This is a genomic window from Sphingomonas sp. Marseille-Q8236, from assembly GCF_965112005.1.
In genome coordinates this window covers 1,683,388-1,710,319 of record NZ_CBCOPO010000001.1, presented here as the reverse complement: position 1 = coordinate 1,710,319, position 26,932 = coordinate 1,683,388, and the positions used below count along the sequence as shown (strand labels likewise).

Below are 26,932 nucleotides of genomic sequence, written 5' to 3'. Positions count from 1 at the left end.
CTGGCCCGGATGCGATAGGCATCGCCCAGGAGATTGATATGCGACGATTGATCAACCGGGTGCGACGAATCCGTCAGGCCGACGATCAGATTTCCTCCCGGGTTCGCGCGGTGCTGGTCGAATCACTCTATGCGTCCCCGCGCTCTCTGGTCATCGGGGCTCTGACCAGCAGCGCGATCGCCGTGGTCGTCGCCATCGCCAGCCAGGATGACTGGCTGATCGCCTGTGCCTGGGGCATCGCACTGGTCGCGCTGGTCCGGATCGTCGACACCTTTTGGACCCGCCGCACCGCCACGACACGCCAGCAGGAGCGGGGCTATCGCCTGGGCGCGCTGAGCTATGCCGCCTTGCTGGGGGTATTCGGGCTTCTGACCCTGACCCGGACCGATGACGGGGTGCTGCACCTGCTGTCGGTCACCACCGCCATCGGCTATGCGGCGGGGATTGCCGGGCGGAATGCCGGACGGCCGTTGATCGCGCTGTCGCAGCTCTGCTGTGCCTCGCTGCCGCTTTCCATCGGGCTGCTCATACCGCTGGAGCCGCTCAAGGCGTTGCTGGCATTGGTGATCCTGTTGTTCGTCGTCGCGATGATGGACATTACGCAACAGACCTATGCCGAAATCCTGCGCGCCACCGTCGCGTCCGAGGAAAAGGCCGCACTCGCCGAACATCATGCGCAGATGGCGCGGCGGGACGACCTGACCGGGGTGTCCAACCGAACCGCCTTTCGCGAGCATTTCGAGGAGAGGCTGCGCAGCCTGTCCGGCTCGGGCGACAAGCTGGCGCTGCTCTGGCTCGATCTCGACCGCTTCAAGGAGGTGAATGATTCCTTCGGCCATCTGGCGGGCAATGCCCTGCTCGTCGCGGTCGCGCGGCGGTTGACTGCGCAATTCGGGCAGGCGGGGCTCGTCGCGCGGCTGGGCGGGGACGAATTCGCCGTCTTGTGCCACATCAGCCATGCCGATGCGGCGGAAGGGATCGGCAAGACCGTGCTCGATCTGGTGCGCCACCCCGTGGCGTTCAGCGGCAATATGCTGCGCACCTCCGCCTCGATCGGCATGGCGATCGCGCCCGATGACGGCGACGATGCCGACACGCTGCTGAAGAATGCCGATCTGGCGCTGTATCGCGCCAAGGAGAATGGGCGCGGGCGATTCTTCCTCTACGAACCCCTGATGGACGAGAAGATCGAGCGCCGCCGGCAATTGGCCGCCGCCATGGACGGCGCGCTGGAGCGGGGGGAATTCCGCCTGCTGTTCCAGCCGATCTTTCGTCTGGAGGGGGGTGACATCACCTCCTGCGAAACGCTGTTGCGCTGGAACAGTCCGCAGTTCGGCCCGGTCTCGCCCGCCGAGTTCATTCCCATTGCCGAGGAGAATGGCCTGATCGTCCCGATCGGCGACTGGGTGCTGCGTCGGGCCTGTCTGGCGGCCAATGGCTGGCCGCCCGAGGTCACCGTCGCGGTCAATCTGTCCCCCGTGCAACTGCGTACCCCCGATCTGCACAAAGCCGTGAAGCGCGCCCTGGACGCAAGCGGCCTTCCCCCGCAGCGCCTGACCCTGGAGGTTACGGAGACGGTGCTGCTCGACGATGTCGAACGGTCGATCGAGGCCCTGACCGCGCTCAACCGGATACATGTCTGCACCACGCTGGACGATTTCGGGACCGGCTATTCCTCGCTCAGCTATCTTACCCAGTTTCCATTCCAGACGCTCAAGATCGACCGGTCCTTCGTCATCGATCTGGAGCATAATCCCGCCTCGGTCGCGATCGTCCAGACGATCGTCGAACTCGCCGCCAAGCTGGGCATGCGGACGGTGGCGGAGGGGGTGGAGACGCCCGCGCAGCTGGAGCAATTGCGCCGGACGCGGTGCGATTCGGTCCAGGGCTTCCTGCTGGCCAGACCGATGCCTGCGGACAGGCTGTCGGCGCTGTTCGCCGGCATGGGGCTGGAGGATGGTGGCCCCGGGAAAGCATCCGCGATTCCCGGGGCCGGTTGATCAGGCCTCGGCCTTTTCGCGCAGGCGGGTCTGCGCGGCGACCAGCCGCTCCATCCGCTTCAGATCACCCTCGGTCAGCCGCAGGGCCGCATCGGCCCATAGTTCGACCACGGCCTCCAGTTCCTCCAACGGCAGCGGATTGACCGCGCGCGACGCCTCATAAATGGCGCAATGCGCGCTGTGCCGCCGATGGTTCTGGCGAATATAGTCGGCGACCATCCGCCGCCCCTCGCCCGGTTCGGCCAGGTTGTGGACGAGTCCCATATCGTACAGCTCCTCCGCGCTATAGGTCCGGCCGCTCATGATCATCCGCTCGGCCCGCGCCGCGCCCAGCCGCCGCGACAGGAAGCAGTGCGCGCCCATGCCGGGGAACAGGCCGAACAGCGTCTCGGGCAGGCCGAAGCTGGTCCCCCGTTCGGCGATAACGACATGGAAGGACAGCAGCGCCTCGAACCCGCCGCCCAGCGCATCGCCCTCGACCAGACCGATGGTGACGATCGGTCGCTCCAGCCCGCGCATATTGCGATGGAGGATACGGACGCAGGTGCGGCCATATCCGACCAGCGCGTCGTGGTTGCGATCCCGGATCGCCTGGGCGAACAGGTTCAGGTCGCCGCCCAGCGAGAATATGCCCGGAAAGCTCGATCCCAGCACCAGATAGCGGATCGGCATCGTGCCGCCATCGGCGGCCTTGGCGATCGCCTCCTGCCAGCGGACAAAGTCGCGCAACAGGTCCGCATTGAAGCTGGGCCGGGTCCGCGCCCGCATGTCGGTCCACAAGGTCTGGGTATCGGGGTCGTAGCGGGTGTCGAGTTGTTCGAGGCGAAACGATGCCGCGATCCCGTCGTCATCACCGTTCGGGCCATGGCGTTGGGCGACACGCAGATCTCGATGCTCCGTCGCCATCTTGAAGTCATAAGCGGTCATGAATTTTACTTTCGACATGCAGCACCATGCTGCACGTCGAAGATAGGCCGGGCGGCCTGGGACGCCGTCTGGAAAGCGACGTATCCGAAAGGACTTAGGGGCGCCTTACGTCACCCTCTTCCGGCCGGGGGGCAGGGCTTTCTCAAGAGGGTCGGCACCCGCCATTGGCCGGGCTGCCGGTTGCGAATAGGGTTAAGTCGTCACCACGCGCGGCAGCCCCCATGGATCGGCGGCCATGGACTCCCCCGCCATCGGTTCGGCTGACGGGTGACCATAGAGATAGCCCTGCCCCAACTGACAGCCCAGTTGCTTCAGGCGCAGCGCCTGGACCTCGTTCTCGATCCCTTCCGCGACGACGACCTTGCCCAGGCCACCGCCCAGACCGACGATCGCATGCACGATGGCCAGCGTCCCGCCATCCGTCTCGTCGATCCCCGCGACGAAGGACCTGTCGATCTTGATGCGATCGACCGGCAATTGCCGAAGATGGACCAGCGAGGCATAGCCGGTGCCGAAATCGTCGAGCGCGATACAGACGCCCGCGTCATGCAAAGTGCGCAGGTTCGCCAGGATGCTGTCCGCTGCCCGGTCGAGCATCACGCCTTCGGTCACTTCGACGCAGAGCCGGTCCGGCGCGATGCCATAATGCGCCAGCCGGTCGAGCACCGCGCGCGCGCCGCGTGGCCCCGCCAACTGGGCCGAGGTGAAATTGACGCTGAGCACGCCCAACCGCTCGCCCTGTTCGCGAAGCGCGGTCAGCGCGAGTTCCAGCACATGCTCCTGGATCATCAGGCCGATCCGCTCGGCTACCAGCACATCGGCGAAGCGATCCGGGGCCAACAGCCCGTGCCGAGGATGGCGCCACCGCAACAACGCCTCGTGCCCGCACACCGCCTCCGTTTCCAGCGAGACGATCGGCTGCATGTAAAGCGCGAACTCGCCGCGTTGGATCGCCGCCTCGGAATCCTCGATAAAGGCGGTCTGCAGGTCCCGCAGCGAACGCTGCAATGGATCGTACCGGGTATAGCGCCCGCGACCGAGCCGCTTGGCAGTGTAGAGCGCCAGGTCGGCATTTTGATAGAGCAGGTCGAGCGCTCGCGCATCTTCCGGGAAACGCGCCGCGCCGATGCTGAGCGACAGGGTGCGGTCGCGATCCTCGGCATGCCAGACATCGCCCTGAAGCGCCATCGCCGCGTCGGCCAGAGCGGCCTCGTCGCCATGGCTGCCGGGGCATAATATGGCGAATTCGTCGCCACCGATCCGTGCGATCCGGGTTCCCGGCCACGCCCGCGTCGTCTCGACCAACGCCGCCCCGACATGCTGCAACAAACGGTCCCCCACCGCATGGCCCAGCCGGTCGTTGACGTCCTTCATGTAATCGACATCGACCAGGAACAGGCTGAACGCGGTGCCGCTGGACATCCATTCATAGGACTGATGCTGAAAGGCCGAGCGGTTTCCCAGCCCGGTCAGGAAATCGGTCTGCGCCGCCAGCCGCAATGTCTTGGTTTCCGCCATATCGACCTCGCGGCGCTGGCGGCTCAACTCCAGTTCCTGGCGGATCAGGCGGAACCGGTCGGCGATCGCCAGCGACAGGACCAGAGCCTCGAAAGCGAGGGCGGCGAAGGTCCCCATGTCGACCAGGTCATTCTGGGGCGCAAAGCCCAGATTGCGAGCCAGACGGGCCAGAAAGACGCCGATCACCGGGCCCCAGCCGATCAGATAGAACCAGACGACCCGGCTGCCGCGCCGCGCCGCGATCCAGCACGACAGGGCCAGCAGCGCTGCGGTGGCCGCGATGGCATAATTGAGCAGTCGGTCGGTCAGCCCTGGCGGCACCCACCAGTCCGCCGCCGCCACAAAGCCCAACACCGCCCCCGTCACGGCCAGGGTCCGCCCCGCCGTGGCGAAGCGACGGCTCAGCACCCCCTCTTCGATCACGGCGAAGAAGAACATGTTCCCCGCCGCGACCATCAGGCCGACCAGGACCAGGTTCAGCCGCACCGCGAGCGGGCCGATCAGCCACGAAACGATGAACGCCGCCGTGTTCGTCCAGATCAAACCATAGGCCAGGGCGACACTGACCCACAGCAGATACCAGCGCTGGAACGCGGGGCGCTGCCCCGTATGGATCACCAGATTGTAGAGCAGCGCGGACAAGAGCGTGCCGGTGAACAGCCCCATCAGCAGCAGCCAGTGAATATCGCCCCCGGTCATCCTGACGCCCGGCCGCGCCTCCAGCTTGCGCATCAACGACAGCTCGTCGATGTTGCGAAAGCCCAGATACAGGCCGCGGACATCGCGTCCCGGCGTCGGGACCACGAAGCGCAACAACCCGCCTGGCGCGCCATGGCCGTCCAGGCCGGAGGGCCCGCGCTCGATCCGGACCGCGCCGTCGCGCCCCACGACCAGCAGGGCGATACGATCGAACCGGGTCTGATCGATCAACATATCCCAGCGTGGTGGCAGCGTGGCCAATCCCGACGGATCGAGACGCAGCCACAGCCACGGCGTCCCCCGCGTCGGGGTGTCGGCACCGCAGACATAGCGCGCCTCGGTGATGCTGGCGGTTCGGGTGCCATCGGGCAGCGCGGCACTGCAGGCCGATCGACGCAGGTCGACGGTCGTGGCCGACGCCGTTCCCGGCATCAACCCCGTCAGGAGCATCAGCAGCGCAAGCGCTACCGCTCTGATGTCCCATGCCACTTTCGCGGCCCCCATTTACTCACCCGCCCACAACCCGCTCTAAGCAGGACTTAATTAGATTAAGGCAAGTGTAAAATCGGTTACCGTTTTAACCATTGCGTAAAGCGGGCCGCATCCGCCCTATCGCGACGAGGGTGCAGCCCTGCCCGCCGCGTTGATCTCCGCCCCCCAGGGATCGGCGCGGGCGACCGCCTTGCCATCGGCTCCGAAGTCCATGATCCGGTCGCTGGCGCGGGCATAGCGTGGCCATTGCGGCAGGCCCGCCGCATTGGGATTGCCGGTCTTGGCGAACTGGGTGAGATAGCGGCTCATCACCCGCCCCATGTCGCGGTCCCGCATTGTCGTCGCCGCGCCATATTTGATCGCGGTGGTATCGAAGAAGAACGGAATATCGGTCGCATGCTGCGCGCCCGGCTGGCTGACCGAATTCGCGACATAGGAAAAACGATATTCCCATACGGGCACGCCCTTGTCGGCGACGACGCCCGCCACCTCACGGGCTCCGGCGATCATGAATCCGGTCTTGCCCCCTATATCCGCCCCCGTCGCGCCGACGATCATCGGCACGCGGGCGAAGCGGTCCTCGGCATAGGCCTTGCCCAGATCGACCACCACCCTGCCATCGGCAAAGGGCCCCATATTGGTCGGCGGGCCGGGTTGGGGCCGGAACAGCGCCATCATGTTCAGGCCATCGGTCACCGCCTCGGCGCTCAGTGCGCGTAGCCTGTCCAACGCATCGGGGCTGTCGGGATCGATATTCTTGGACCGGGCGAAATTCTCTCCGATCCGTTCGGCATCGGCCAGTGTCTTGCCGTCCGACCGGCCATTGCCGCCCGACATCACGAAGACCTTGCTGAACAGCCCCCGCGCCAGCGGCGAGGTGTTGAGCATGTGCACCGACATGCCGCCCGCGCTCTCTCCGACGATGGTGACGTTCGACGGGTCGCCGCCGAACGCCGCCGCATTGCGCTGCACCCATTGCAGCGCCGCGATCTGGTCCATGATGCCGTAATTGCCCAGCCGGCCCTCATCGGCGTTCGCCTTGGTCAGTTGCGGCAGGGCGAAGGTGCCGAACCGGCCTACCCGGTAGTTGAAGCTGACGACCATGACTCCCTGCCTGGCCAGTTCCGCCCCCGAATAGGTCGGTGGCGACGCCCCGCCGTTCACGAAGCCGCCGCCATAGATCCACACTAGGATCGGCAGCTTCCCCCGCGCCGCCACCGGCTTCCAGACATTGGCGTAAAGACAGTCCTCCGCCGGGGCCGTACCGAGCGGCGCGGCATCGCTGGGGAACGGCACCTGCATACAGTCAGGCGCATAGGCGGTGGCATCCCGAACGCCTTGCCATGAGGCGGCGGGCTGCGGCGCACGCCAGCGAAGCGGCCCGACCGGCGCGGCGGCGAAAGGAATTCCCTTCCAACTCGCCACCCCGTCCGCCACGCCACCCCGCACGGCACCGCGATTGGTGGAAATGACGGGGGCGGAAGCCGACACCTGCGCGGCCAATGGCGCGGCCAGGACGATCGTCGCCGCCATGGCGGCCTTCAGGAACATCGTCATCACATCCTCCCCCTCATGATGCGCTTTTTCGAAGCGCCGACATTGGCGCGATAGTTCGCCACGCTTTTCAGCAGGATAGAACCCAAACGCGCCCCATGGAAAGGGGGATCGACTTCCGGCCAGCTCGACAGGATCGACCCGAGCCCTTTAAATCGATTCATTCCCTGTGAGAAAATCCCGGTCAGGTCTGGCAGGTGCCGGACGAGGGAATCCACAGGCATCGAACACAGAGAAGGCGCCGTGCCTGCTTCGGCCAGGGCGCCGCCGCGGCCCAGCTACATTTCAGCGGGATAGTGACCGGCCGCTGGATCAGGACGATGCCGTGCATCATTGGGCTATGCCCTCCCCCGCCAGAACATTGCGTCGGAAGGTAAGCAATCAGTCCAAAAATATCTCACCAGCGCGTCAAGGCATTTTAATCGTTTGCAAAGCCTCCAGTGGTAGTGAGCGTCCCTGACAAAGAGGAGGGGATTAGGTGCTTCGTCACAAGCTATTCATTTCGGCCATTCCGTTCGCGCTATTGGTTCCGGGGCATGCTCAAGCGCAGACTGCACAGGCAGACAAACCGACCGAGAAGAGCGCACTCAATAAGGATGTGGTCGTCACCGCCGTGGCGCGCGGGCGCGATCGTCTGGACAGCGCCATTTCGACCAGTTCGCTCGGCGCGGCCGAGATCCTGAAGGCGGCGCCGCGTTCGACCGCCGAGATCTTCCGCAACATCCCCGGCATCCGATCGGAAAGCTCGGGTGGCGATGGCAATGCCAATATCTCAATCCGCGGCCTGCCGATCGCGTCGGGCGGCGCCAAGTTCCTACAATTGCAGGAAGACGGCCTGCCGGTGCTGGAGTTCGGCGACATCACCTTCGGCAATGCCGACATCTTCCTGCGTGCCGATATGAACGTGTCGTCGGTCGACGCCATTCGCGGTGGTTCGGCCTCGACCTTCTCGTCCAACTCGCCCGGCGGGGTCATCAACATGATTTCCAAGACCGGCGACGTGCCGGGCGGCGCGATCATGGCGACGGCGGGTCTGGACTATGGCGAATACCGGCTCGACTTTGATTACGGGGCCAAGCTCTCCGACACGTTGCGCTTCCATATCGGCGGCTTTTATCACCAAGGCGAGGGGCCGCGCCGTGTCGGCTATGACGGCACCAAGGGCGGCCAGATCAAGCTGAACGTCACCAAGGAATTCAGCGGCGGCTATATCCGCTTCTACGGCAAGTTCCTCAACGATCGGTCGGCGGCCTATCTGCCCAATCCCGTGCGCGTGACCGGCGCCAACGCCAATCCGCGGTACGAGAGCCTGCCGGGTTTCGACATCGCCCGCGACGCGCTGCTGTCGCGCTACGACACCAGCAACGTGACGCTGGACGGCCAGAACAACCCGGTGGTCGATGATATTCGCGACGGCCAGCATCCGGTGGTCAACGCCTTCGGGGTCGAGACGCGCTTCGACGTGTCGGGTTGGACCGTGACCGACCGGTTCCGCTATGCCGATGTCTCGGGCCGGTTCATCTCGAACTTCCCCTCGGCGGTCGATAGCGCGGCGGCGACTGCGACGGCGCTGGGCGGCGCGGGGGCGACGCTGCGCTATGCCAGCGGGCCGAATAGCGGGCAGGCGATCACCAACCTGTCGGGGCTGAACGGCAACGGCCTGCTCGCGCGCGTGGTGGTGTTCGACACCAAGCTCAACAGCCTGGACAATGTCACCAACGACCTGCGCGCCAGCCGCGTCTACACCATCGGCAAGGGTGAGTTGACCACCACCGCCGGCTTCTACAAGTCGCGCCAGACGATCGACACCGACTGGCTGTGGACCTCGACGCTGATGGACGTGCGCGGCGACGGGCGCGCGGCGCTCGTCGACGTGGTCAATGGCGCGGGCGTGCCGCAGACGCAGAACGGCTATTATGCGTTCGGGGCGGACTATTTCGGCGGCTGCTGCCGCCGCAGCTACCGCGTCGATTATAACGTCAATGCGCCCTTCGGATCGCTGAACTACAAGATCGGGCGTTTCGCGCTGGGCGCCAGCGTCCGCTATGACTTCGGCAATGCGCAAGGGTCGATCTTCGGGTCGGATCTGGGTGGCGGCCGTGTCGGCACCACGGCGCGCGACATGAATGGCGACGGCGTGATCTCGGCGGCCGAGCGGCGCGTGGCGGTGATCCCGCTGACCAGCCCGGCGCCGGTCGATTACAGCTGGCGCTATCTGTCCTATTCGTCGGGGATCAACTTCCGCGTGTCGGAGCCGTTCGCGATGTTCGTCCGCTATAGCCGGGGCGCACGTGCCAATGCCGACCGGCTGTTGTTCGGTCCGGCGGTCAGCACGACCGACGGCCATCTGATCAACAAGGACGCGGCGGTCGACTATGTGCGCCAGGCCGAACTGGGCCTGAAATATCGCAGGAACGGCATGTATGTGAACCTGACCGGCTTCTGGGCGCGCACCGAGGAGCAGAATTACGAGGCGACGCGTCAGGTCTTCATCGATCGCGAATATCGCGCCTATGGCTTGGAGCTGGACGGGGCGTATAGCGTCGGCCCGTTCAACATGACCGGCGGGGCGACCTGGACCGATGCCAAGATCGTCAGCGACGCGCTGAACCCCGGCGTGGTCGGCAACACCCCGCGCCGCCAGGCCCGGCTGATCTTCCAGGCGACGCCGCAGGTCGATCTGGACCGCGTCACGATCGGCGCGAACGTGATCGGCACGACCAGCAGCTATGCGCAGGACAGCAATCAGCTGAAGCTGCCCGGCTATACGGTGGTCAACGCCTTTATGCAGTTCCGCGCCACTGACCGTATCCTGGTCTCGCTGAACAGCAACAACCTGTTCAACGCACTGGGCTTTACCGAGGCGGAAGACGGCGTGATCCCGACCAACGGCATCGTGCGTGCGCGTGCCATCAACGCGCGGACGACCTCGCTGTCGGTGCGGGTCGGCTTCTGATAAAGATAGGGGCGCGGCCCAATAGCTGCGCCCCCTCCGATATCTGCATGTCGCGCGGAGCCATGGCAGGGCATCCTTATCTCTTTGCCAGGCAAAGGAGATTGTAACGCCAACTCCATGGTCGCGTCGTTCTGCAAGACGATAGGATCCAAACTCATCTGGCGTACCGTCTTCTATACCATTGCCCAGTCCGAACAGCCAATTGCTCGCTATATCAACGGCTTTTGCAATTCCGTCCGACGCCATTCCGCACGCGATTGCCGCAGTACCGCGTAAATCGAACGGACTGCGTCACGCTGAGCAAATGCCTTTCCGGTTAACCGGGACAAGTCCAGCGTTAAATTTGTTGCGCTGTGAGGTAAGCGATTACGCTGCTTTTGCCTTCTCCATAACAAATTCAATATCATACCATCTCAATGCCAAAACTCGGCCTTTTAACACCCCAGTAACTCCATGGGTGATAGGCGCCCATCTATCGCAGCGCCGGTTCGTGGCGAGGGGAATGAAGGCGACGCAAGTCGCTGCTGCGTCAGAGGGGGAAATCAAGTGACTTCGATGAATTCTGCGTTCGGTAAACTGCGCCTGGGGATTTCGACCGCGGCATTGCTGACCGCGATCGCCGCTCCGGCCTATGGGCAGCAGGCGGCACCGGCACAGACGGCCGACACCGCCGACCAGAACGCCGCGGCACCCGCACCGGCCGAGCAGGACGTTCAGATCAAGCGGGCTGCCCCCGCTCCCGCCACGGCGCAAGGCGCCACGGTCATCGTGACCGGCACGCTGTTCCGCGATTCGAACGCCAGTTCGATCTCGCCCGTGACCGTGGTGAGTTCCAACGTGATGCAACGCGCGAACATCACGACCGCGCAGGACGCCATCCGTTCGGTTTCGGCAGACAGTGCCGGTTCGATCTCGACCGGTTTCCGCAACGGCTTTTCCGCCGGCGGCGCGGCGGTGTCGCTGCGCGGCTTGGGCGTGTCGTCGACCGTGGTGCTGATCGACGGTCTGCGCAACGCCAACTTCCCGCTGAACGATGATGGCCATAACGCCTATGTCGACCTGAATTCGATCCCGTTCAGCACCATCGAGCGTATCGAAGTGCTGAAGGACGGCGCGTCCTCAACCTATGGCGCGGACGCGATCGGCGGTGTGGTCAACCTGATCAGCAAGAAGAATGTCCAGGGCATTTCGGGTTCGGTCCAGGGCGGCACCACCGAAAAGGCCGATGGCGCCCATTACCGCGCCACGCTGACCGCCGGTATCGGCGATTATCGCGAGCAGGGCTTCAACTTCTACGTCAATGGTGAATACACCTATGACGGGTTCATCACCAACAACTCGCGCGGCTATCCGTTCAACACGCTGGATCTGCGTCCGAGCGGCCTGCTCGACCGCAACCGCAATGACGACTCGCTGCTGACCGCCAACCCGCAGGCGGTGGTCACCCGCGTTTCGCAGACCGATCTGAACAATCCGCTGTCGGGTCAGGTCGGCTCGCCGCCGACCAACCAGTATCAGCTGCTCAACCCCAATGCCTGCCCCTTCGGCACCTTCACCGTGACCTCGGGCGCGGCGCAGGGCACCGGCTGCAAGCACAACCTGCCGGCCGAATATTCGATCATCCAACCGCGCCAGCAGCGTTATTCGGCAACGGCACGCCTGAACGTCCGCATTGCCGAGGGCTGGGAAGCCTTTGCCAGCGGCAGTTACTCGCATTCCGAAGTCGATATTCGCGGCACCCCGGCGGGCATCCGCCAATCCCAGCCGTTCGGCGGTTCGGCGGCTTTGGCGTCGACCAGCCCGGGTATCGTGCTGCCCATGTATATTTGCTCGGCGGGCGTGAACTGCGCGAATGCGGCCGACCGCCGCCTGAACCCGAACAACCCCTATGCCGTGGCGGGCGCCGACCCGACCCAGAATGCCGCGCGTATCTATTACCTGTTCGGCGACATTCCCGCAGGCAGCCACCGCTATGTCGACGTGTTCCGCGCGACCTATGGCATTTCGGGCGATCTGGGCGATGGCTTCAAGTTCCGCCTGAACGGCGTCTATGCCCGTGACAATTTCGCTGTCACGCAGCGCGGCTTCATCAACATTCAGGGCCTGCTGAACGCGATCAACACCGGCGCCTACAACTTCGTCAATCCGGAGCTGAACACGGCGGCGGTGCGCAACCAGATTTCGCCGGAGCGGACCACCCCATCCTATTCGACGGTTGCGACGATCGGCGGTTCGCTGCTGAAGTCGCTGATGGAATTGCCGGGCGGCGATCTTAATGTCGGCGGGGGCTTCCAGGTCCGTCGCGAGACTCTGATGAACCGCAACCAGAATTTCGATCTGGCCTATTATGGCCTGAACACCTCGTCGGCCCAGGGTCGCCAGACCGTGACCGCCGGGTTCTTCGAAATCGACGCGCCGTTTCTGCGCTCGTTCGACCTGAACGTCTCGGGCCGTTACGATCACTATTCGCAGGGCTATAGCCACTTCTCGCCGAAGATTGGCGCCAAGTTCACGCCAGTCCGCGAATTCTCGCTCCGTGCGACCTATTCCCAGGGCTTCCGCGCGCCGACCTTTGCCGAGTACAACCCGGCGAGCAGCTATGCCGGCTTCTCGTCCTTCACCCCGCCCGCCAGCTTCATCGCGGCGCATCCGGGCAGTCCGGCCTATACGACCTCGTACAACATCGGCAGCGGCGCGCAGGGCAACCCAGACATCCTGCCCGAAGTGTCGCGCAGCTTCACTGCCGGTACGATCGTCAATCCGACCCCCTGGCTGAACTTCACCGTCGACTATTACAACATCCGCAAGTCGAACCTGATCGTCAGCGGCCCGCTGCGCGCCCAAGCAATTGCGGCCTATTATGGCCAGACGAACGCAACCGATGGGTGTGCGGCGCTCGCCAAGGTGGGCACAGGCTATAAGTGCAACGTCATTGACGGGGTCGATCCCGTCAATCCGAACGCCCTGCCCCGTCTGCTGGTGTTCGACGTGCCATATGTCAACGCCAACTATATGGTCAGCTCGGGCATCGACATGCAGGCCAATGCGAATGTCCAGCTTGCGAACGGCGTGAAGTTCATCAGCCGCGTCGACGTGACCCGCGTTCTCCGCCTCGACCTCGTCACCCCGGCGGGCGTGGTGCAGAAATATGCGGGTACGCTGGGGCCATACGAGCTGTCCTCGGGCGGCGGTACGCCCCGCATCCGCGGCAATTGGCAGAACACGATCGAAGTCGGCAATTTCTCGCTGACCAGCACGACCTATTATGTCGGTCGGATCAAGCAGGTGGCCGCCGACGAAATCCAGCCGGTCAATGGCGTGATCGACCTGTCCTGCTCGCACACGCTGGCGCCCATCCCGACGGGTGGTGACGTCAACAACCAGTGCTATGTGCGGCCGTTCATCTACACGGACCTGAACATGGGCGTGCGGGTCAATGATGATTTCCGCTTCTTCTTCAGCATCCAGAACGTGACCAATGCCCGCGCTCCGCTGGCATCGGGTGCCTATGCCAGCAATCCCAACTATCTGAGCAGCTGGCATTACGCAGGCCTGGTCGGCCGTAACTTCAGCGCTGGCGCGAACTTCAACTTCTGATCTCGTCTGACGGGGCAAACCGCATCGGGGCGATATTCCATCGTCCCGATGCGTCTTGCCCATCCTACCCTTGCGACGTCATAGGCGACCGATGCACCCGGAACGTTCCAACATCATGTATCCGGGTTCGGATGATCCGACCGCGCAGCCGAGCGAACTGTACCGACAGTCGCTCGTCATGCGGGCGATCGGCACGCCCTTCGTCGCCGATCTGCTGGCGGCGGTGGACCGACAGCTCGACAAGGCGCCCCTCAGCGCGGCGCTGATCCGGTCATGGGGCAATACCGCCGCATCCTCGGCGATCGCGATGCGGATCAACGCCGCCCTGCACGCCCTGGTCCGGCGTGGAGTGGAACCCCAGCTGACCGCGCTTTATGCCGGGAAGCATGACCGTTTCGACGAAGCGGTCGCACTGGCCTTGGCCAGCCATGACGAATTCCTGGTCGACTGGTTGCTGCGCGTGCCGCAGACCAACGAAATCGGCCGTGCCGCGGCCCTTCACGCCGCCCTGATGGTCCTGGCCCAGTCTCACGGCCATGATTTCGAGGTGTTCGAGATCGGCGCGAGCGCAGGGCTGAACCTCAATCTGGCGCGCTATGCCTATGACCTAGGCGGCGTCCGGACAGGCGAACCGAATTCGAGGGTGCGGATCGCTCCCGAATGGCGTGGTCCCCCGCCCCCCGACGCCGCCGTGACCGTCCATGCCGCTCGCGGCGTCGACCTCCATCCGCTCGACGTGAACGATCCGGCCGCATGCGAGCGGCTGGCTTCCTTCATCTTCGCCGACCAGCCCGAGCGCGCGCAGCGGCTGGACCGTGCCCTGGAGATCGCGCGCCAGCATCCGCCCCGGCTCGACACCGGGGATGCCGCATCCTGGCTCGCGGAACAGCTGGCCGTTCCGGGGACGGATCATCGCCACCGCGTCGTCCTGCATTCCATGGTGCTGCAATATTTGAACGCGGAGGACCGCATGACCATCGAGGCGACCTTGCAGAAGGCCGGAGCGGCCGCGACCCCGGCGCGCCCCTTCGCGGCCATCGGCTTCGAATGGGACAAGGCGCGCGAACGGGTCGAGCTGCGCCTGCGCTCCTGGCCGGGCCATCAGGACCGGGTCGTGGCCCATTGCCATCCCTATGGCGCATGGATCGAGTGGATCGACGGATAGGTCAGCGTATCTGTTGGTAACGCTCCGTCACTTCACCCATAATTAACTTCACAATCCTAACAATTGTCGGACGGAATCAGGATTAACTCAGGATATGGCGATCAAGTATCGGGTGGTGACAGCGCCACTGTGTCTTACGGCATCCGCCATGGCGGATCCTATGCCTATGCCTGACGCCCTGAGCGCCCCGTTGAACAGCGGGTTTGGTAACGACAACCCGATCGATCCGCGCGGATCGTCCCCGGCCCGACCTGTTGAGAGAGACGCACAATGCTTGCGAGCATGAACATCCCCAAGAAGCTGGGTGTATCGTTCCTGATCGTCAGCCTGTCGGCCGCGATCATGACAATCGTGTTCTTCGTCAATATCTGGGAAATCCGAAGCGCGACCACGCGCAACAACCACGCCCAGGAGGTCTATGCCAAAGCGCTGACCTTGGAGACATCGATCCTGCGCGAAAACAGCCAGTTGCGCGGTTTCCTGGTCACGGCGGACAAGAGCTATCTCAAATCCTACGAAGAAGCGCGCAAGGAATATGACACGACCAGCCAAGAGCTGGCCGCGATGCTGACCGACCGGACCGAGCAGGAGCTGCTCGCCAAGTCCAATGCCGAGAAGACAAAGTGGCGGCGGACGTGGAGCGACCGGCTGACCGATTGGGTCAAGGAAGGGCGACGCGACGAAGCGCAGCAGGCGGTCCGCGACGCGGGGAAAGCCGTGCTGACCAGCGACATCGTGCTGCCGCTCCGCGCGATTCGCGAGCAGGAAACGGCAGCGATCGCCAGCAATGCCGCCTCGCAGGACAATGCGATCGGCACCGCCATCGTCGCCCTGGTCCTGGGCGGCGTGATGCTGATCGGCGTCGTCATCACGCTTCAGATGGTCCTCAGCCGCAGCATCGCGCGACCGATCACCGCCCTCACCCGATTGATGGCCGAGCTTGCGCGCGGTCGCAACGACATCGAGGTACCGGGCAGCGAGCGCGGCGATGAACTGGGCGACATGGCCCGCGCCGTCGTCGTCTTCCGCGATGCCGCCAAGGCCAAGGTCAGCGACGACCGCGAACGCGAACTGGCCTTGCAAGCGATCGGCTCGGGCCTGCACAGCCTGTCCGAGGCGGACCTGACGGCTCGGCTGACCGACCTGCCCCCCTCCTTCCATCAGCTGGCCGCCGACTTTAATCGCGCCGTTCAGAATCTGTCCGGCCTGACCAGCGATGTGCGCGGCAGCGCAGGCACCATCCGCTCGAACATCGAGGAAATCCGTCAGGCCACCGACCATCTGTCGGCGCGCAGCGAGCAGCAGGCCGCCAGCTTGCGCGAGACTGCGGCTGCGGTCGGGGAAATCACCCAAGGCGTTCGCGAAGGGGCCGCCAGCGCGGGCGAGGCCAATCGCGCCGTGACGGAAGCGCGCAACGAAGCCGAAAAGGGCGGCGAGATCGTCGCCAAGTCGATCACCGCCATGAACGGTATCGACCAGGCCAGCCGCGAGATCGTGGATATCATCACGGTCATCGACGGCATCGCCTTTCAGACCAATCTCCTTGCACTCAACGCGGGCGTCGAAGCGGCGCGGGCGGGCGATGCCGGCAAGGGCTTCGCCGTTGTCGCATCCGAAGTCCGTGCGTTGGCGCAACGCTCGGCCGACGCGGCCTCGGACGTCAAGGCACGCATCCTTTCGGCCATCGAGCATGTTCGCTCGGGCGTGGTGCTGGTCGACGAAACCGGCAACGCGCTGCAACGAATCATCAGCAAGGTTTCGGACGTCAGCACCGTCGTGGACGTGATCGCCCGCTCCTCCGAACAGCAGGCACATAGCCTGGGCCAGGTGAACATCGCGATCGGCGAGATCGACTCCGTCACCCAGCAAAACGCCGCGATGGTCGAGGAGTCGACGGCGGCGGCCAGCCTGTTGGCGCAGGAATGCGGGACGCTGATGGCATCGGTGATGCGGTTCAACGTCGATACGGCGTCCACAGCGCGAACGCAGGCACGCTACCGCCCGGACGATTTCCGCCACTCACAACCGAGCCGCGCAGCCTGATGACGCCGCTGGTGCCGGTGTCCGAATAGCGGATATTCGCGTTCCGGCATAAGTTCGCTCAATAACGCATGCGCAAACGCTGGCACGACATCGTCACTGGCTACAGATATGCTTTGTCCCGATCGTGACTACCTCGTGCGAGATATTGACGAACATGCTCGCTTTCAGGTCGCCGGTCAATTTGGCTTGGATGATGGGATTTCTGGCCATCATGGGCATGGTCGCGAACATCGGTTGAGATCGCCGATGCTTTATGGCCATGGCGCTGCTGGATCGCATCTTCGCCCATCCCCCATATTTGGCGGGCATGAGCAAAGAACCAATGAGCGCCACCGTTCGCGCTCGAACGCCTACGACAAGCAGACGGTGAGGGACCGAGAGGTGGCATGCAGCCATCTCATCAGCCTTAAACGGCTAAATTATCGATATAGTGGATGAGAATAGATGGCGCACCCGACAGGATTCGAACCTGTGGCCTCTGCCTTCGGAGGGCAGCGCTCTATCCAGCTGAGCTACGGGTGCGTGGGCGAGCCGACTAGCATCGTGCAGACCACCACGCCAGCCTTTTTATGACGCCGTTGCCGCTTTTCCGCCTTTGGCGACGGGCACGGGGGTCTTGGGGCGGTAGGCGCACAGGTCCTCGACCGGGCAGCGCCAGCATTCGGGGCGCCGCGCCTTGCAGATATAACGGCCATGCAGGATCAGCCAGTGATGCGCGTGAACCCGGAACGGCGCAGGCGTCGCCTTGTCGAGCCGGAGTTCGACCGCCAGCGGGGTCTTGCCCTTGGCCAGGCCGGTACGGTTGCAGACGCGGAAGATATGGGTGTCGACCGCGAAGGTTTCGTGTCCGAAGGCGACGTTGAGCACGACATTGGCGGTCTTGCGCCCGACGCCCGGCAGCCGCTCCAGCGCTTCGCGATCCTCGGGCACCTCGCCGCCATAATCGTCGACCAGCATCCGCGACAGCGCGATGACGTTCTTGGCCTTGGTGTTGAACAGGCCGATCGTCTTGATATGCTGCTTCAGCCCATCCTCGCCCAGCGCGAGCATCTTTTCGGGCGTGTCGACGTCGGCGAACAGCGCGCGCGTCGCCTTGTTCACCCCGACATCGGTCGCCTGCGCCGACAGCGCGACCGCGACGACCAGCGTATAGGGGTTGCGGAATTCCAACTCGGTCTCGGGATGCGGATTGGCCTCCGCGAGACGGTGATAGAATTCGACGATCTCGGCCTTTTTCACGAAGGCGTCCTTACAGGCCCAGCACGTCGCCCATGCGATACCGCCCCGGCGCCTGGGTCGCGAGCCACAGCGCCGCGCGCACCGCGCCGCGCGCGAAAATGCTGCGATCCTGCGCGAAATGGCCCAGCGTCACCCGCTCGCCCTCGCCCGCGAAGATCACCTCATGATCGCCGATCACCGAGCCGCCGCGCAGCGCCGCCATGCCGATCGTCCCTTCGGTCCGTGCGCCCACCAGCCCGGCACGCCCATCGACGCGGAGTTCGGACAGGCTGCTCCCCCGCCCCGCCGCCGCCGCCTCGCCCAGCAGCAATGCGGTTCCAGAAGGCGCATCGACCTTGTGCCGGTGATGCATCTCGGTGATCTCGATGTCCCAGTCGGTGCCCAACCGCGCCGCCGCCTCGCGCACCAAATTGGCGAGCAGCGTGATGCCGAGCGAGGTATTGCCGGTTTGCAGCACCGCGATCTCGGTCGCCGCCTCGTCGATCGCGGCATGCTGTGCGGGCGACAGACCGGTGGTGCCGATCACGATCGGGGTCCGCGCCGCCCGCGCCGCCGCCAGATGCGCATCGAGCGCGCCGGTGATCGAAAAGTCGACCAGCACGTCCGCCCGTGCCGCCAACAGGGTCGGATCGTCATGCGAATCGCATCCCCCGGCCAGGGTCGCGCCCTCCCCCTCGATCAGTTCGGCGATGGCCCGGCCCATGCGTCCCGCGCTGCCGTAAATGCCGATTGCCGTCATGCCGTGTGATGTCCTTTTCGAGAGGGGTGGTGATGGTCGGTGCGGCGCTCCTTGGCACAGGTCACGCCAAGGGGAAACCGCTCGCTTGAACGCGCGGTGACCGGCTATGGGCCATGGGCGATGGCGACTTCGGACGCATTTTCCCGAATCCCGGGCCTGTGCGGCGCAACTGCGGAGATTGGGGGCGTTTTGGGTCGTACGCGCCGCGCTCACGCGCTACCGTCGTCGCCGTCATGACCAGCATCGCCAATGTCGTCATCCTCACCGGCGCGGGCATTTCCGCCGAATCCGGCATCGCCACCTTTCGCGGGCCGGGTGGGCTTTGGGAAGGACACCGGGTCGAGGATGTGTGTACGCCGGAGGCTCTCGCCGCCGATCCGGCGCTGGTACACCGCTTCTACGACTTGCGGCGGGCGGCGCTGTCGAAGGTCAGCCCCAATGCGGCGCATGAGGCTTTGGCGCGGCTCGACCGCGAATGGCCGGGCGCGTTGCTGATCGTCACGCAGAATGTCGACGACCTGCACGAGCGGGCGGGGGCGACCCGGCTCCTGCACATGCACGGCGCGCTGAAACAGGCGCTGTGCGCGGCGTGCGGAGAACGGTTCGAGTGGTATGACGCGTTGCCGCCCGGCACGCCCTGCCCCGCCTGCACCGCGCCCGCCTTGCAACCCGATATCGTGTTCTTCGGCGAAATCCCCTATCAGATGGAGCGGATCGAGGCGGCGCTGGCCGAGGCCGATCTGTTCGTGTCGATCGGGACGTCGGGCGCCGTCTATCCGGCGGCGGGGTTCGTGCGGATGGCCAGCGCCTATGGCGCGGAGACGCTGGAGCTCAATCTCGATCGATCGGACGGAAGCGGCTGGTTCGACGAAAGCCGCCTGGGCCCCGCCGGGCAATTGGTGCCCCAATGGGTGGAGCAGATGCTCAGCCGCCGACCGGCACGATAACCTCGCGCGCGCGCGGGCCCAGCCGCGCGACCGCCGCATCCTGAAGCCCGCGCGCGGTCACCAGCACGCCGAAGGCACGCGGATCGGGCTTGTTGAACAGCAGGGGCTGGCCCAGCGCATCGGCCACCCCCGCCCCCGCTTCCGACGCGATCAGCGCGGCGGCGGCAATGTCCCACTCATTGCCCCAGCGCAGCGTCGCGACCAGATCGGCCTCGTCCGAGGCGACCATGGCGATGCGCAGCGCGATCGAATTGGGCTTGAAGACGGCGACGAGATCGCGGTCGGCCTTGGGCAGCGCGTCGACCGGCACACGCGCGCCGGGCATCTGCCGACAATATCCCGCGCTGAGCGTTCGCCCGTTGCGGGTCGCGCCCGCCCCCGCCTGTGCCAGCCATAACTCGCCGCGCGCGGGAGCGGCGAGTACGCCGATGACCGGCCGTCCATCCTCGACCAGCGCGACCGAGACCGCCCAACCCTCGCGCCCGCGAATATAGTCGCGGGTTCCATCGATCGGGTCGACCACCCAGACGCGCCGCGCGGCCAGCCGATCGGGCCTGTCGGCCGTCTCCTCGGACAGCCAGCCCGCTTCCGGGATCAGCGCGGTCAGTCGCGCAAACAGCATCCGGTCGACATCCAGATCGACCTCGCACACCGGGCTGCCCGGCGTCTTTTCCCATTGGCGGAAATCGGTGCGCCAGCGGGCGAGTGCCATCGCCGCCGCCTCGCGCGCCGCCGCCACGACGGCCGGGATCAGCTCAGCCGCTGGCAACCGTCATTCCATCGATGCGCAGCGTCGGCACGTTGACGCCGTAGCGGAATTCCAGATCATTGGCCGGCGTCATGGCAAGGAACATGTCTTTCAGATTACCTGCCACGGTGAACTCCGCAACCGGCTCCGCGATCCGTCCTCCGACGATGCGAAAGCCCGCCGCGCCCCGGCTGTAATCGCCGGTGACAGGATTGACGCCGCTGCCGATCAGTTCGGTGACATAGACGCCATCGGCAATGTCGCCGATCAACGTATCGACCGGCACGCGGCCCGCCACCATATAGAGGTTGCTGGTCGATACGCCCGGCGCGCCCGCGGTGCCGCGCGCCGCATGGCCGGTCGGCTCCAACCCCAATTGCCGCGCCGAGGCCGAATCGAGCAGCCATGTTTCCAGCACCCCATCCTCGACGATCGCGGTCGGCGACACAGCCAGCCCCTCTCCATCGAAGGGGCGCGAACGAAGGCCGTGCGGGCGGTGCGGATCGTCCTCGATCCGGATACCCTCCGCCATCACCCGCTCACCCAGCCGGTCGAGCAGGAAGCTGGTCCGCCGCGTGATCGCGCTACCCGCAATGGCGGAAACCAGATGGCCGACCAGCGACGATCCGACGCGCGGGTCGAACACCACTGGCATCGCCCCACTGGCGATCCGGCCCGGATCGAGCCGCGCCACCGTCCGCTCGCCCGCGCGGGTGCCGATCGCCTCGGGGCTTTCGAGCAGCCGACGTAGGCGCGCGCCATGATGCGCATAGTCGCGCTGCATCCCCGCGCCTTCGCCCGCGACCACGCTGACCGACAGGCCATAGCCGGTTGCGGCATAGCCCGCCGCAAAGCCGTGGCTGGTCGCCAATGCGGTGACCACGCGCGAGGCGGAGGCTCCACCCCCTTCGGAATTGGTCACGCCAGGTACCGCCCGCGCGGCTTCCTCGGCCGCGAGGGCGGCGGCGCGCAGTGTTTCAGGCACGATCTCGCCGCCATCGTCCAGATCGAGCATCGGCGGGGCGCCGTGCAGCAACCGTTCTTCGGGGGCCAGGCCCGCCCAGCGATCCTCGGGCGCTTCGCGCGCCATCGCGACGGCACGCTCCACCGCCCGATCCATCGCATCGCCCGACAGGTCCGAGGTCGAAACGCTGGCCGAGCGGCGCCCGACAAAGACGCGCAGGCCCAGCTCCTCGCTCTCGGACCGTCCCACATCCTCCAGCGCGCCCAGCCGGACCGACACTTCCAGCGCAGCATCGGCGGCGAAGATGGCATCGGCGGCATCCGCTCCGGCGGCACGAGCGCGGGCAACGATATCGGCGGCCCGGTCGCGGGCCTGTTCGGGGGTCAGCATGGCATGGGACTTAAGGGCGGGCGGGCGGGGATGCCAGCCCCGGCGTTCGGTTCGATGCCGATTGCAGTCGGACCGGCGGTGCTTGACATAGTTCGCCCCCCGACGTCATCCGATGTCGCATGGGTCGAATGGCCTTGCCCGATCGGCCCGCCTGAACCCCGCCGCCGTCGAGCGCGTTGTGGCGGGATGACCCAGGACACCCCACTCGCACCCCGGCGGGCCACGACTTCGCAAAAGGCGGTTTTGCGCCTGGCGGCCGGACGCCGTCTGCGCCTTCGCGCCAAGGTCGAGGTGACGAATGGCGGCCTGCTCGCGATCGGCGGGCTGGTCTCCTCGATCCTGCTTTCCACTGCGATCCTGGTCGGCGTTGCGACTCGCCACGGGCCAGGACGCTCCGAACGATAGGCGTCAGACCGGCGCGGCGTCGGCACCCGCTCCATAATGGTGCCAGGTGAAGATTGCCAAGGCACTTCGGTGCGGGCGAAAGGCTTCGGCGAGTTCGCGGACCAGCTTTTCCGAAGGGCGCACGTCATGGCCCAATATCCGGCCCATTTCGATCTGCACCGCCAGATCGCCCGCCGGCCATATGTCGGTCCGCCCCTCCGCGAACAGCAGATAGACCTCCGCCGACCAGCGGCCGATCCCCTTCACCGCGACCAGTTGCGCAATCGCCTCTTCATCGTCCTGGGGCAGGTCCGCCAGGTTCAGGCGTCCGCTCGTCACCTCGTCCGCCAGGCTGCGCAGATAGCCGGCTTTCTGCCGTGAGATGCCCGCACCGCGCAGTTCCTCGTCGGTGACGCCGTGCATCCGCGTCGGGTCGCTGGCATCGCCCAGCAATTCGTTCAGCCGCCGCCAATGCGCATCCGCCGAGGCGACCGATACCTGCTGGCCCAATATGGTGCGGACCAACGTCGCATAGCCGCGCGCCCGGATTCGTGGTGCGGGATAGCCGATCCGGTCCAGCGCGGCGGCGATGGCGGGCGAAGATGCGGCCAGCGCATCCATGCTTTCGCGAATCTGTTCGGCGCTCAGCCCCATGATGCTTGATCCGCGCGTTCTGGCCCGGCAAGACCGCGACCGACAAGGAGAATGGACATGCCCAAGCTTATCGTCGTGACGCGCGACGGGGAAGAACGCGAAATCGACGGCGAGGCCGGTCTGTCGGTGATGGAGGTCATCCGCGACGCCGGGGTGGACGAATTGCTGGCGCTGTGCGGAGGGTGCTGTTCCTGCGCGACCTGCCATGTGCATGTCGATCCCGATTTCGCGGGCTCGCTGCCCGCGATCGGGCCGGACGAGGACGACCTGCTCGATTCGACCAGCGACCGAAATGCGACGTCGCGCCTGTCGTGCCAGTTGCCGTTCGGCGACGCGCAGGACGGCATGCGGGTGCGGATCGCGGCCGAAGACTGATCGAGCATTTCCCGTAAACGTCGGAGGGCGGGGTTTCGGCCCCGCCTTTTTTTTGCTCACGCGGAGACGCGGAGGCGCGGAGATGTCCGGTGCGCTGCGATCGAACCCCGCCTTACGACCGGAAGACCAGGCTGCAGCGGTGATAGCAGACTGGCCTTGCGGCCGGACACGCCATCTCCGCGTCTCCGCGCGAACCTGCATCCCATGGCCTTTGACTTCGCTCAGGCTGAACGGAGGAGTGGCGGCTACCGTCCAATCGACCATGAGCCACAAACCCCGTTCAGGCTGGGCTCACCACCAACACACGCTCTGCGCGATCAAGAAAGGCAGCAGGACCAACCCACCGCCCCGAAAGTCACCGCGCCGCCACCGCGTACAGCGCGATCGCCGCTGCGTTGGAGACGTTCAGGCTCTCCACTTTCGAGCTGATCGGCAGCTTGGCGAGCTCGTCGCAATGCGCCTCGGTATTCTGGCGCATCCCCTCGCCTTCCGCGCCCAGCACGATGCAGATGCGCTGCGTCCCCATCGCCTGCGCCAGTGTCTGGTTGGCATGGCCGGTCAGGCCGATCCGCCAGAAGCCCGCCTCCGCGATTTCCTCCAGCGCGCGGGCGAGGTTCACCACGCGAATCCACGGCACCGTCTCCAGCGCACCGCTGGCCGACCGCGCGACCGTGCCCGATTCGGGTGGCGCGTGCCGATCCTGGGTCACGATGCCCAGCGCGTCGAAGGCGGCGGCCGAGCGCAGGATCGCGCCCACATTGTGCGGATCGGTCACCTGGTCGAGCACCACCAGCGGCCGCTGATCGTCCTGTCCCTCATGCAACAGATCGCCCAGCCAGATATCCTCCAGCGGATCGACCTCGGCCACCAGCCCCTGATGTGGCGCGTCGGCGGGGACCAGACGTCCCAGGTCCGCCGCATCGGCATAGGTGATCGGCACCACGGGCGGCAGGTCGAGCGCGGCGAGCGCCTCGCGCGTGCCCCATATCTTGCGCACGGTGCGGTTGGGGTTGGCGAGCGCCGCCGTCACCGCATGCCGCCCCCAAAAGCGCGGGCGGTTGGCGGAGGCTTGGCTGGGGCGATGTCCTCGGCGTGCCATCAGTCGTCGGTATCCGTGTAGTCAAAGGGCTTGGTCGTCGCCGGTTGGGTCGGAACCGGCGGGCGCGGCAACGCCTTGTCCGCATTCGCCGCCGCGAGCAAGACCCCCGCGAGCACCACGGACGCCTGACGCATGTCCTCGCCCTTCAAATGGTCGAAAGTATCGGCCGAGCTGTGATGGATGCGGCTGCCATAATCCAGCGGGTCCTGGATGAACTGGAAACCCTGCACGCCGACCGCCTGCATGAAGACATGGTCGGTGCCGCCCGTCGTCCGCTGCACGACATTGCCCGCCCCCAGCGAGGCATAGGGCGACAGCCATTCCTTCAGCATCGGCACCGCCGCCGGGTTGTTCTCGGCATAGAGGCCGCGCAGCTTGCCCGAGCCATTGTCGATGTTGAAATAGGCCGCCAGATCACCGTAACCCGGCTTGGGCGTGATCGGCCAGCGATTGGTCCAGCCATAATAGCGCTTCAGGCCCGTCTGCGGCGCATCGCCCGGCCGTCCGCGCGTCGCCAGATGCTGCTCGACATAAGCCATCGAGCCGAGAATGCCCTGCTCCTCGCCCGACCAGAGCGCGAAGCGGATGGTGCGCCGGGGCCGCTGTCCCGTGGCGGCGAGGATGCGCGCGGCCTCCATCACCATCGCGCTGCCCGCCGCATTGTCGGCCGCGCCGTCGCCCGCGACCCAGCTGTCGAGATGCGCGCCGGCCATCACATAGCCCGCCTTGGGATCGGTGCCGGGGATTTCGGCGATGATGTTGTAGGCGTTCTCGTCGCTGTCGTCATAGCGGACGTCGCTCAGCACCTCGATCGTCGGTGCGGGGCCCAGCTTGGCCAGCCGCGCGAGGCGGCGATAATCCTCCGCCGCCAGTTCGATGCCCGGCACCGCCGGCGTCTCGCCACGCCCGAACAGATAGCCCTCGCCGTGCAGCAGCTTGCCGTCGCGATAGCTCTGCGTGACATAGGCGACCGCCCCTTCGGCCTTCAGGAAAGCATCGAGCTTCTGCGCGAAGTCGAGCCGCTTCATCCGACGATCGGCGGATTCGGGGTCGTGCTCGGGCTGGACATAGATATCGAGCTTGGCGATGTCCTCGCCGGTCAGGCGACGGAAGGGCGCGAAGCCAGGTTCGTCTCCGGTCCCGGGCATCGAGACCATGACGATCTTGCCGCGTAACTGGCCGCGCCACTTGTCGAAATCCCGCTCGCGCTTCATCGGCGCGACGATCACGGGGGCGGTGACCGCGCCATTGGTCGCGGGCGTCCAGGCGATCGGAATGGCGGTCAGTTGCAGCGGACGGGGCGACACCATCCGTACGCTCGCCCGCTCGATCGACCAGCCGCGCCCGAACGCAAAGCCTTCCTTATGGACGTTCTTCAGGCCCCATTTGGCGAACTGCTCGGCGGTCCACCCTTCCGCGGTGCGCATCGCGGGGCTGTTGGTCATGCGCGGACCGATCACATCGGTCAGATGCTCGGCGGTCTGCATCACCTGGCTATGATTCATGCCCTCGTCGATCAGGCGATTGGCAGCGCCGCGATCCTGCGCAACGGCGGCGGCGACAGGCATGAGGGCGACCGCCGCGACGGCGGCGAGCAAGCAAACGCGCATAGGTGATGGATTCCCCGGAAACTTCGTTATGGGACAGAGGCTATGTCCCGATCGCCGGACATGCAAGCAAGCGGATCATCCGGGGTCCGCGCAAAAACGCACAAAACGTCGTTGACAGCCGCGCCCAGCTTCGGCATTGGGCCCGCCTCGCTCCGGTGGAGCGACACCCCGGAAGGGTGGCCGAGTGGTTAAAGGCAGCAGACTGTAAATCTGCCCGCGTGAGCGTACACTGGTTCGAATCCAGTCCCTTCCACCATCCCCGCCTATCGGCTAGGGTCCGATTACGGCGCCGGATATGAGCGGGTATAGCACAATGGTAGTGCAGCAGCCTTCCAAGCTGAATACACGGGTTCGATTCCCGTTACCCGCTCCAAAACTTTCCCCGGGCATCCGGTGCAGCAGCCTTCCAAGCTGAATATCCCGTGACGATGCGCGGTCCGCGCCTTGACGCTTACGTCAATACGCGTCATCCGCCGCGTCCTATTGGCGTCGGAACAGAAAGAGTTACGGGATATGGCATCGGTCAATTTCGACATTCCCCATGAACTGGGTCGTGCCGAGGCGCGCCGCCGCATCGAACAGGGGTTGCCCAAGCTGGAGTCCAAGATTCCCGGCGGCGGTCAGGTGACGTCCGAATGGCCGGCCGACGACCGGCTGATGCTGACCATCATCGCCATGGGGCAGACGGTGAAGGCCGATATGGCGATCGGCGACCGCGCGATCACCGGCACGGTCGCGATTCCGATGATGCTGTCGATGATGGCCGGCCCGATCGGCGAGTTCGTGAAGACCAGCGCCGAAAAGATGCTCTCCAAGGCCTGAAACCGGCCGA

19 protein-coding genes and 3 tRNA genes are annotated in these 26,932 nt (G+C 65.5%); 11 read left to right on the top strand and 11 right to left on the bottom strand.

All coding sequences use genetic code 11. The features are described 5' to 3' along the window. Positions 1–38: 38 nt before the first annotated feature. On the top strand, positions 39–2,000 hold the full coding sequence (locus tag ACWPWT_RS08130) for a putative bifunctional diguanylate cyclase/phosphodiesterase (protein ID WP_454279266.1): 1,962 nt from the start codon (positions 39–41) through the stop codon (positions 1,998–2,000). On the opposite strand, the gene ACWPWT_RS08125 is transcribed toward ACWPWT_RS08130, so the two are convergent. From ACWPWT_RS08125 to ACWPWT_RS08115, 3 genes are all read right to left on the bottom strand, one after another. Then, on the bottom strand, positions 2,001–2,927 hold the full coding sequence (locus ACWPWT_RS08125) for a crotonase/enoyl-CoA hydratase family protein (RefSeq protein ID WP_261268981.1): 927 nt from the start codon (positions 2,925–2,927) through the stop codon (positions 2,001–2,003). It abuts the gene before it with no gap. A gap of 192 nt (positions 2,928–3,119) precedes the next feature. Further along, the gene (locus tag ACWPWT_RS08120) at positions 3,120–5,633 is read right to left on the bottom strand and encodes a putative bifunctional diguanylate cyclase/phosphodiesterase (protein WP_454279265.1); all 2,514 of its coding nucleotides are present in this window, start codon (positions 5,631–5,633) and stop codon (positions 3,120–3,122) included. Positions 5,634–5,753: 120 nt separating this feature from the next. Continuing rightward, the gene (locus ACWPWT_RS08115) at positions 5,754–7,193 is read right to left on the bottom strand and encodes a carboxylesterase/lipase family protein (protein WP_454279264.1); all 1,440 of its coding nucleotides are present in this window, start codon (positions 7,191–7,193) and stop codon (positions 5,754–5,756) included. 475 nt (positions 7,194–7,668) lie between these two features. On the opposite strand from ACWPWT_RS08115, the gene ACWPWT_RS08110 reads away from it, so the two are divergent. The 4 genes from ACWPWT_RS08110 (at position 7,669) to ACWPWT_RS08095 (ending at position 16,951) form a co-directional block, all read left to right on the top strand. Next, complete coding sequence (locus tag ACWPWT_RS08110) at positions 7,669–10,146, top strand: TonB-dependent receptor domain-containing protein (RefSeq protein ID WP_454279263.1); 2,478 nt, start codon at positions 7,669–7,671, stop codon at positions 10,144–10,146. A 555-nt stretch (positions 10,147–10,701) separates the two neighbouring features. Next, on the top strand, positions 10,702–13,743 hold the full coding sequence (locus tag ACWPWT_RS08105; RefSeq protein ID WP_454279262.1) for a TonB-dependent receptor domain-containing protein: 3,042 nt from the start codon (positions 10,702–10,704) through the stop codon (positions 13,741–13,743). Between the two features lie 91 nt (positions 13,744–13,834). Then, on the top strand, positions 13,835–14,908 hold the full coding sequence (locus ACWPWT_RS08100; RefSeq protein ID WP_454279261.1) for a DUF2332 domain-containing protein: 1,074 nt from the start codon (positions 13,835–13,837) through the stop codon (positions 14,906–14,908). 282 nt (positions 14,909–15,190) lie between these two features. After that, the gene (locus ACWPWT_RS08095) at positions 15,191–16,951 is read left to right on the top strand and encodes a methyl-accepting chemotaxis protein (protein ID WP_454279260.1); all 1,761 of its coding nucleotides are present in this window, start codon (positions 15,191–15,193) and stop codon (positions 16,949–16,951) included. 445 nt (positions 16,952–17,396) lie between these two features. Here ACWPWT_RS08095 and ACWPWT_RS08090 read toward each other — a convergent pair. The 3 genes from ACWPWT_RS08090 to dapB form a co-directional block, all read right to left on the bottom strand. Then, positions 17,397–17,473: transfer RNA gene (locus ACWPWT_RS08090), tRNA-Arg, on the bottom strand. A gap of 45 nt (positions 17,474–17,518) precedes the next feature. Next, a complete protein-coding gene (gene nth / locus ACWPWT_RS08085) occupies positions 17,519–18,190 on the bottom strand; it encodes an endonuclease III (protein WP_454279259.1) in 672 nt (223 codons plus the stop codon). Between the two features lie 10 nt (positions 18,191–18,200). Further along, entirely contained in the window at positions 18,201–18,929 is a 729-nt protein-coding gene (dapB, locus tag ACWPWT_RS08080) for a 4-hydroxy-tetrahydrodipicolinate reductase (RefSeq protein WP_261268972.1), read from the bottom strand. 233 nt (positions 18,930–19,162) lie between these two features. Here dapB and ACWPWT_RS08075 point away from each other — a divergent pair, with 233 nt between their 5' ends. After that, positions 19,163–19,876: an NAD-dependent deacylase gene (locus ACWPWT_RS08075; RefSeq protein ID WP_454279258.1), complete on the top strand. Its 714-nt coding sequence runs from the start codon at positions 19,163–19,165 to the stop codon at positions 19,874–19,876. On the opposite strand, the gene ACWPWT_RS08070 is transcribed toward ACWPWT_RS08075, so the two are convergent. After that, the gene (locus ACWPWT_RS08070; RefSeq protein ID WP_261268970.1) at positions 19,854–20,645 is read right to left on the bottom strand and encodes a 3'(2'),5'-bisphosphate nucleotidase CysQ; all 792 of its coding nucleotides are present in this window, start codon (positions 20,643–20,645) and stop codon (positions 19,854–19,856) included. The genes ACWPWT_RS08075 and ACWPWT_RS08070 overlap by 23 nt on opposite strands. Then, positions 20,632–21,978: a TldD/PmbA family protein gene (locus ACWPWT_RS08065; protein WP_454279257.1), complete on the bottom strand. Its 1,347-nt coding sequence runs from the start codon at positions 21,976–21,978 to the stop codon at positions 20,632–20,634. Before ACWPWT_RS08065 ends, ACWPWT_RS08070 begins: the two co-directional genes overlap by 14 nt. Positions 21,979–22,221: 243 nt before the next feature. Between ACWPWT_RS08065 and ACWPWT_RS08060 the strand changes: the two genes are divergently transcribed. Next, complete coding sequence (locus ACWPWT_RS08060) at positions 22,222–22,383, top strand: hypothetical protein (RefSeq protein ID WP_454279256.1); 162 nt, start codon at positions 22,222–22,224, stop codon at positions 22,381–22,383. A 3-nt stretch (positions 22,384–22,386) separates the two neighbouring features. On the opposite strand, the gene ACWPWT_RS08055 is transcribed toward ACWPWT_RS08060, so the two are convergent. After that, entirely contained in the window at positions 22,387–23,016 is a 630-nt protein-coding gene (locus ACWPWT_RS08055) for a DNA-3-methyladenine glycosylase family protein (RefSeq protein ID WP_454279255.1), read from the bottom strand. A 57-nt stretch (positions 23,017–23,073) separates the two neighbouring features. On the opposite strand from ACWPWT_RS08055, the gene ACWPWT_RS08050 reads away from it, so the two are divergent. Further along, complete coding sequence (locus ACWPWT_RS08050) at positions 23,074–23,391, top strand: 2Fe-2S iron-sulfur cluster-binding protein (RefSeq protein WP_261268966.1); 318 nt, start codon at positions 23,074–23,076, stop codon at positions 23,389–23,391. A 355-nt stretch (positions 23,392–23,746) separates the two neighbouring features. On the opposite strand, the gene rlmB is transcribed toward ACWPWT_RS08050, so the two are convergent. Together rlmB and ACWPWT_RS08040 are read right to left on the bottom strand one after the other, a co-directional pair. Beyond that, positions 23,747–24,490: a 23S rRNA (guanosine(2251)-2'-O)-methyltransferase RlmB gene (rlmB, locus tag ACWPWT_RS08045; protein WP_454279254.1), complete on the bottom strand. Its 744-nt coding sequence runs from the start codon at positions 24,488–24,490 to the stop codon at positions 23,747–23,749. Beyond that, positions 24,490–26,100 carry a M20/M25/M40 family metallo-hydrolase gene (locus ACWPWT_RS08040; protein WP_454279253.1) on the bottom strand — a complete coding sequence of 537 codons (1,611 nt, stop codon included), beginning with the start codon at positions 26,098–26,100 and terminating at the stop codon, positions 24,490–24,492. Before ACWPWT_RS08040 ends, rlmB begins: the two co-directional genes overlap by 1 nt. A gap of 170 nt (positions 26,101–26,270) precedes the next feature. On the opposite strand from ACWPWT_RS08040, the gene ACWPWT_RS08035 reads away from it, so the two are divergent. From ACWPWT_RS08035 to ACWPWT_RS08025, 3 genes are all read left to right on the top strand, one after another. After that, positions 26,271–26,356 (top strand) — tRNA-Tyr (locus ACWPWT_RS08035). Positions 26,357–26,399: 43 nt separating this feature from the next. Continuing rightward, a tRNA-Gly gene (locus ACWPWT_RS08030) sits at positions 26,400–26,473 on the top strand. A 140-nt stretch (positions 26,474–26,613) separates the two neighbouring features. After that, a complete protein-coding gene (locus ACWPWT_RS08025; RefSeq protein WP_454279252.1) occupies positions 26,614–26,922 on the top strand; it encodes a polyhydroxyalkanoic acid system family protein in 309 nt (102 codons plus the stop codon). Positions 26,923–26,932 lie beyond the last annotated feature (10 nt).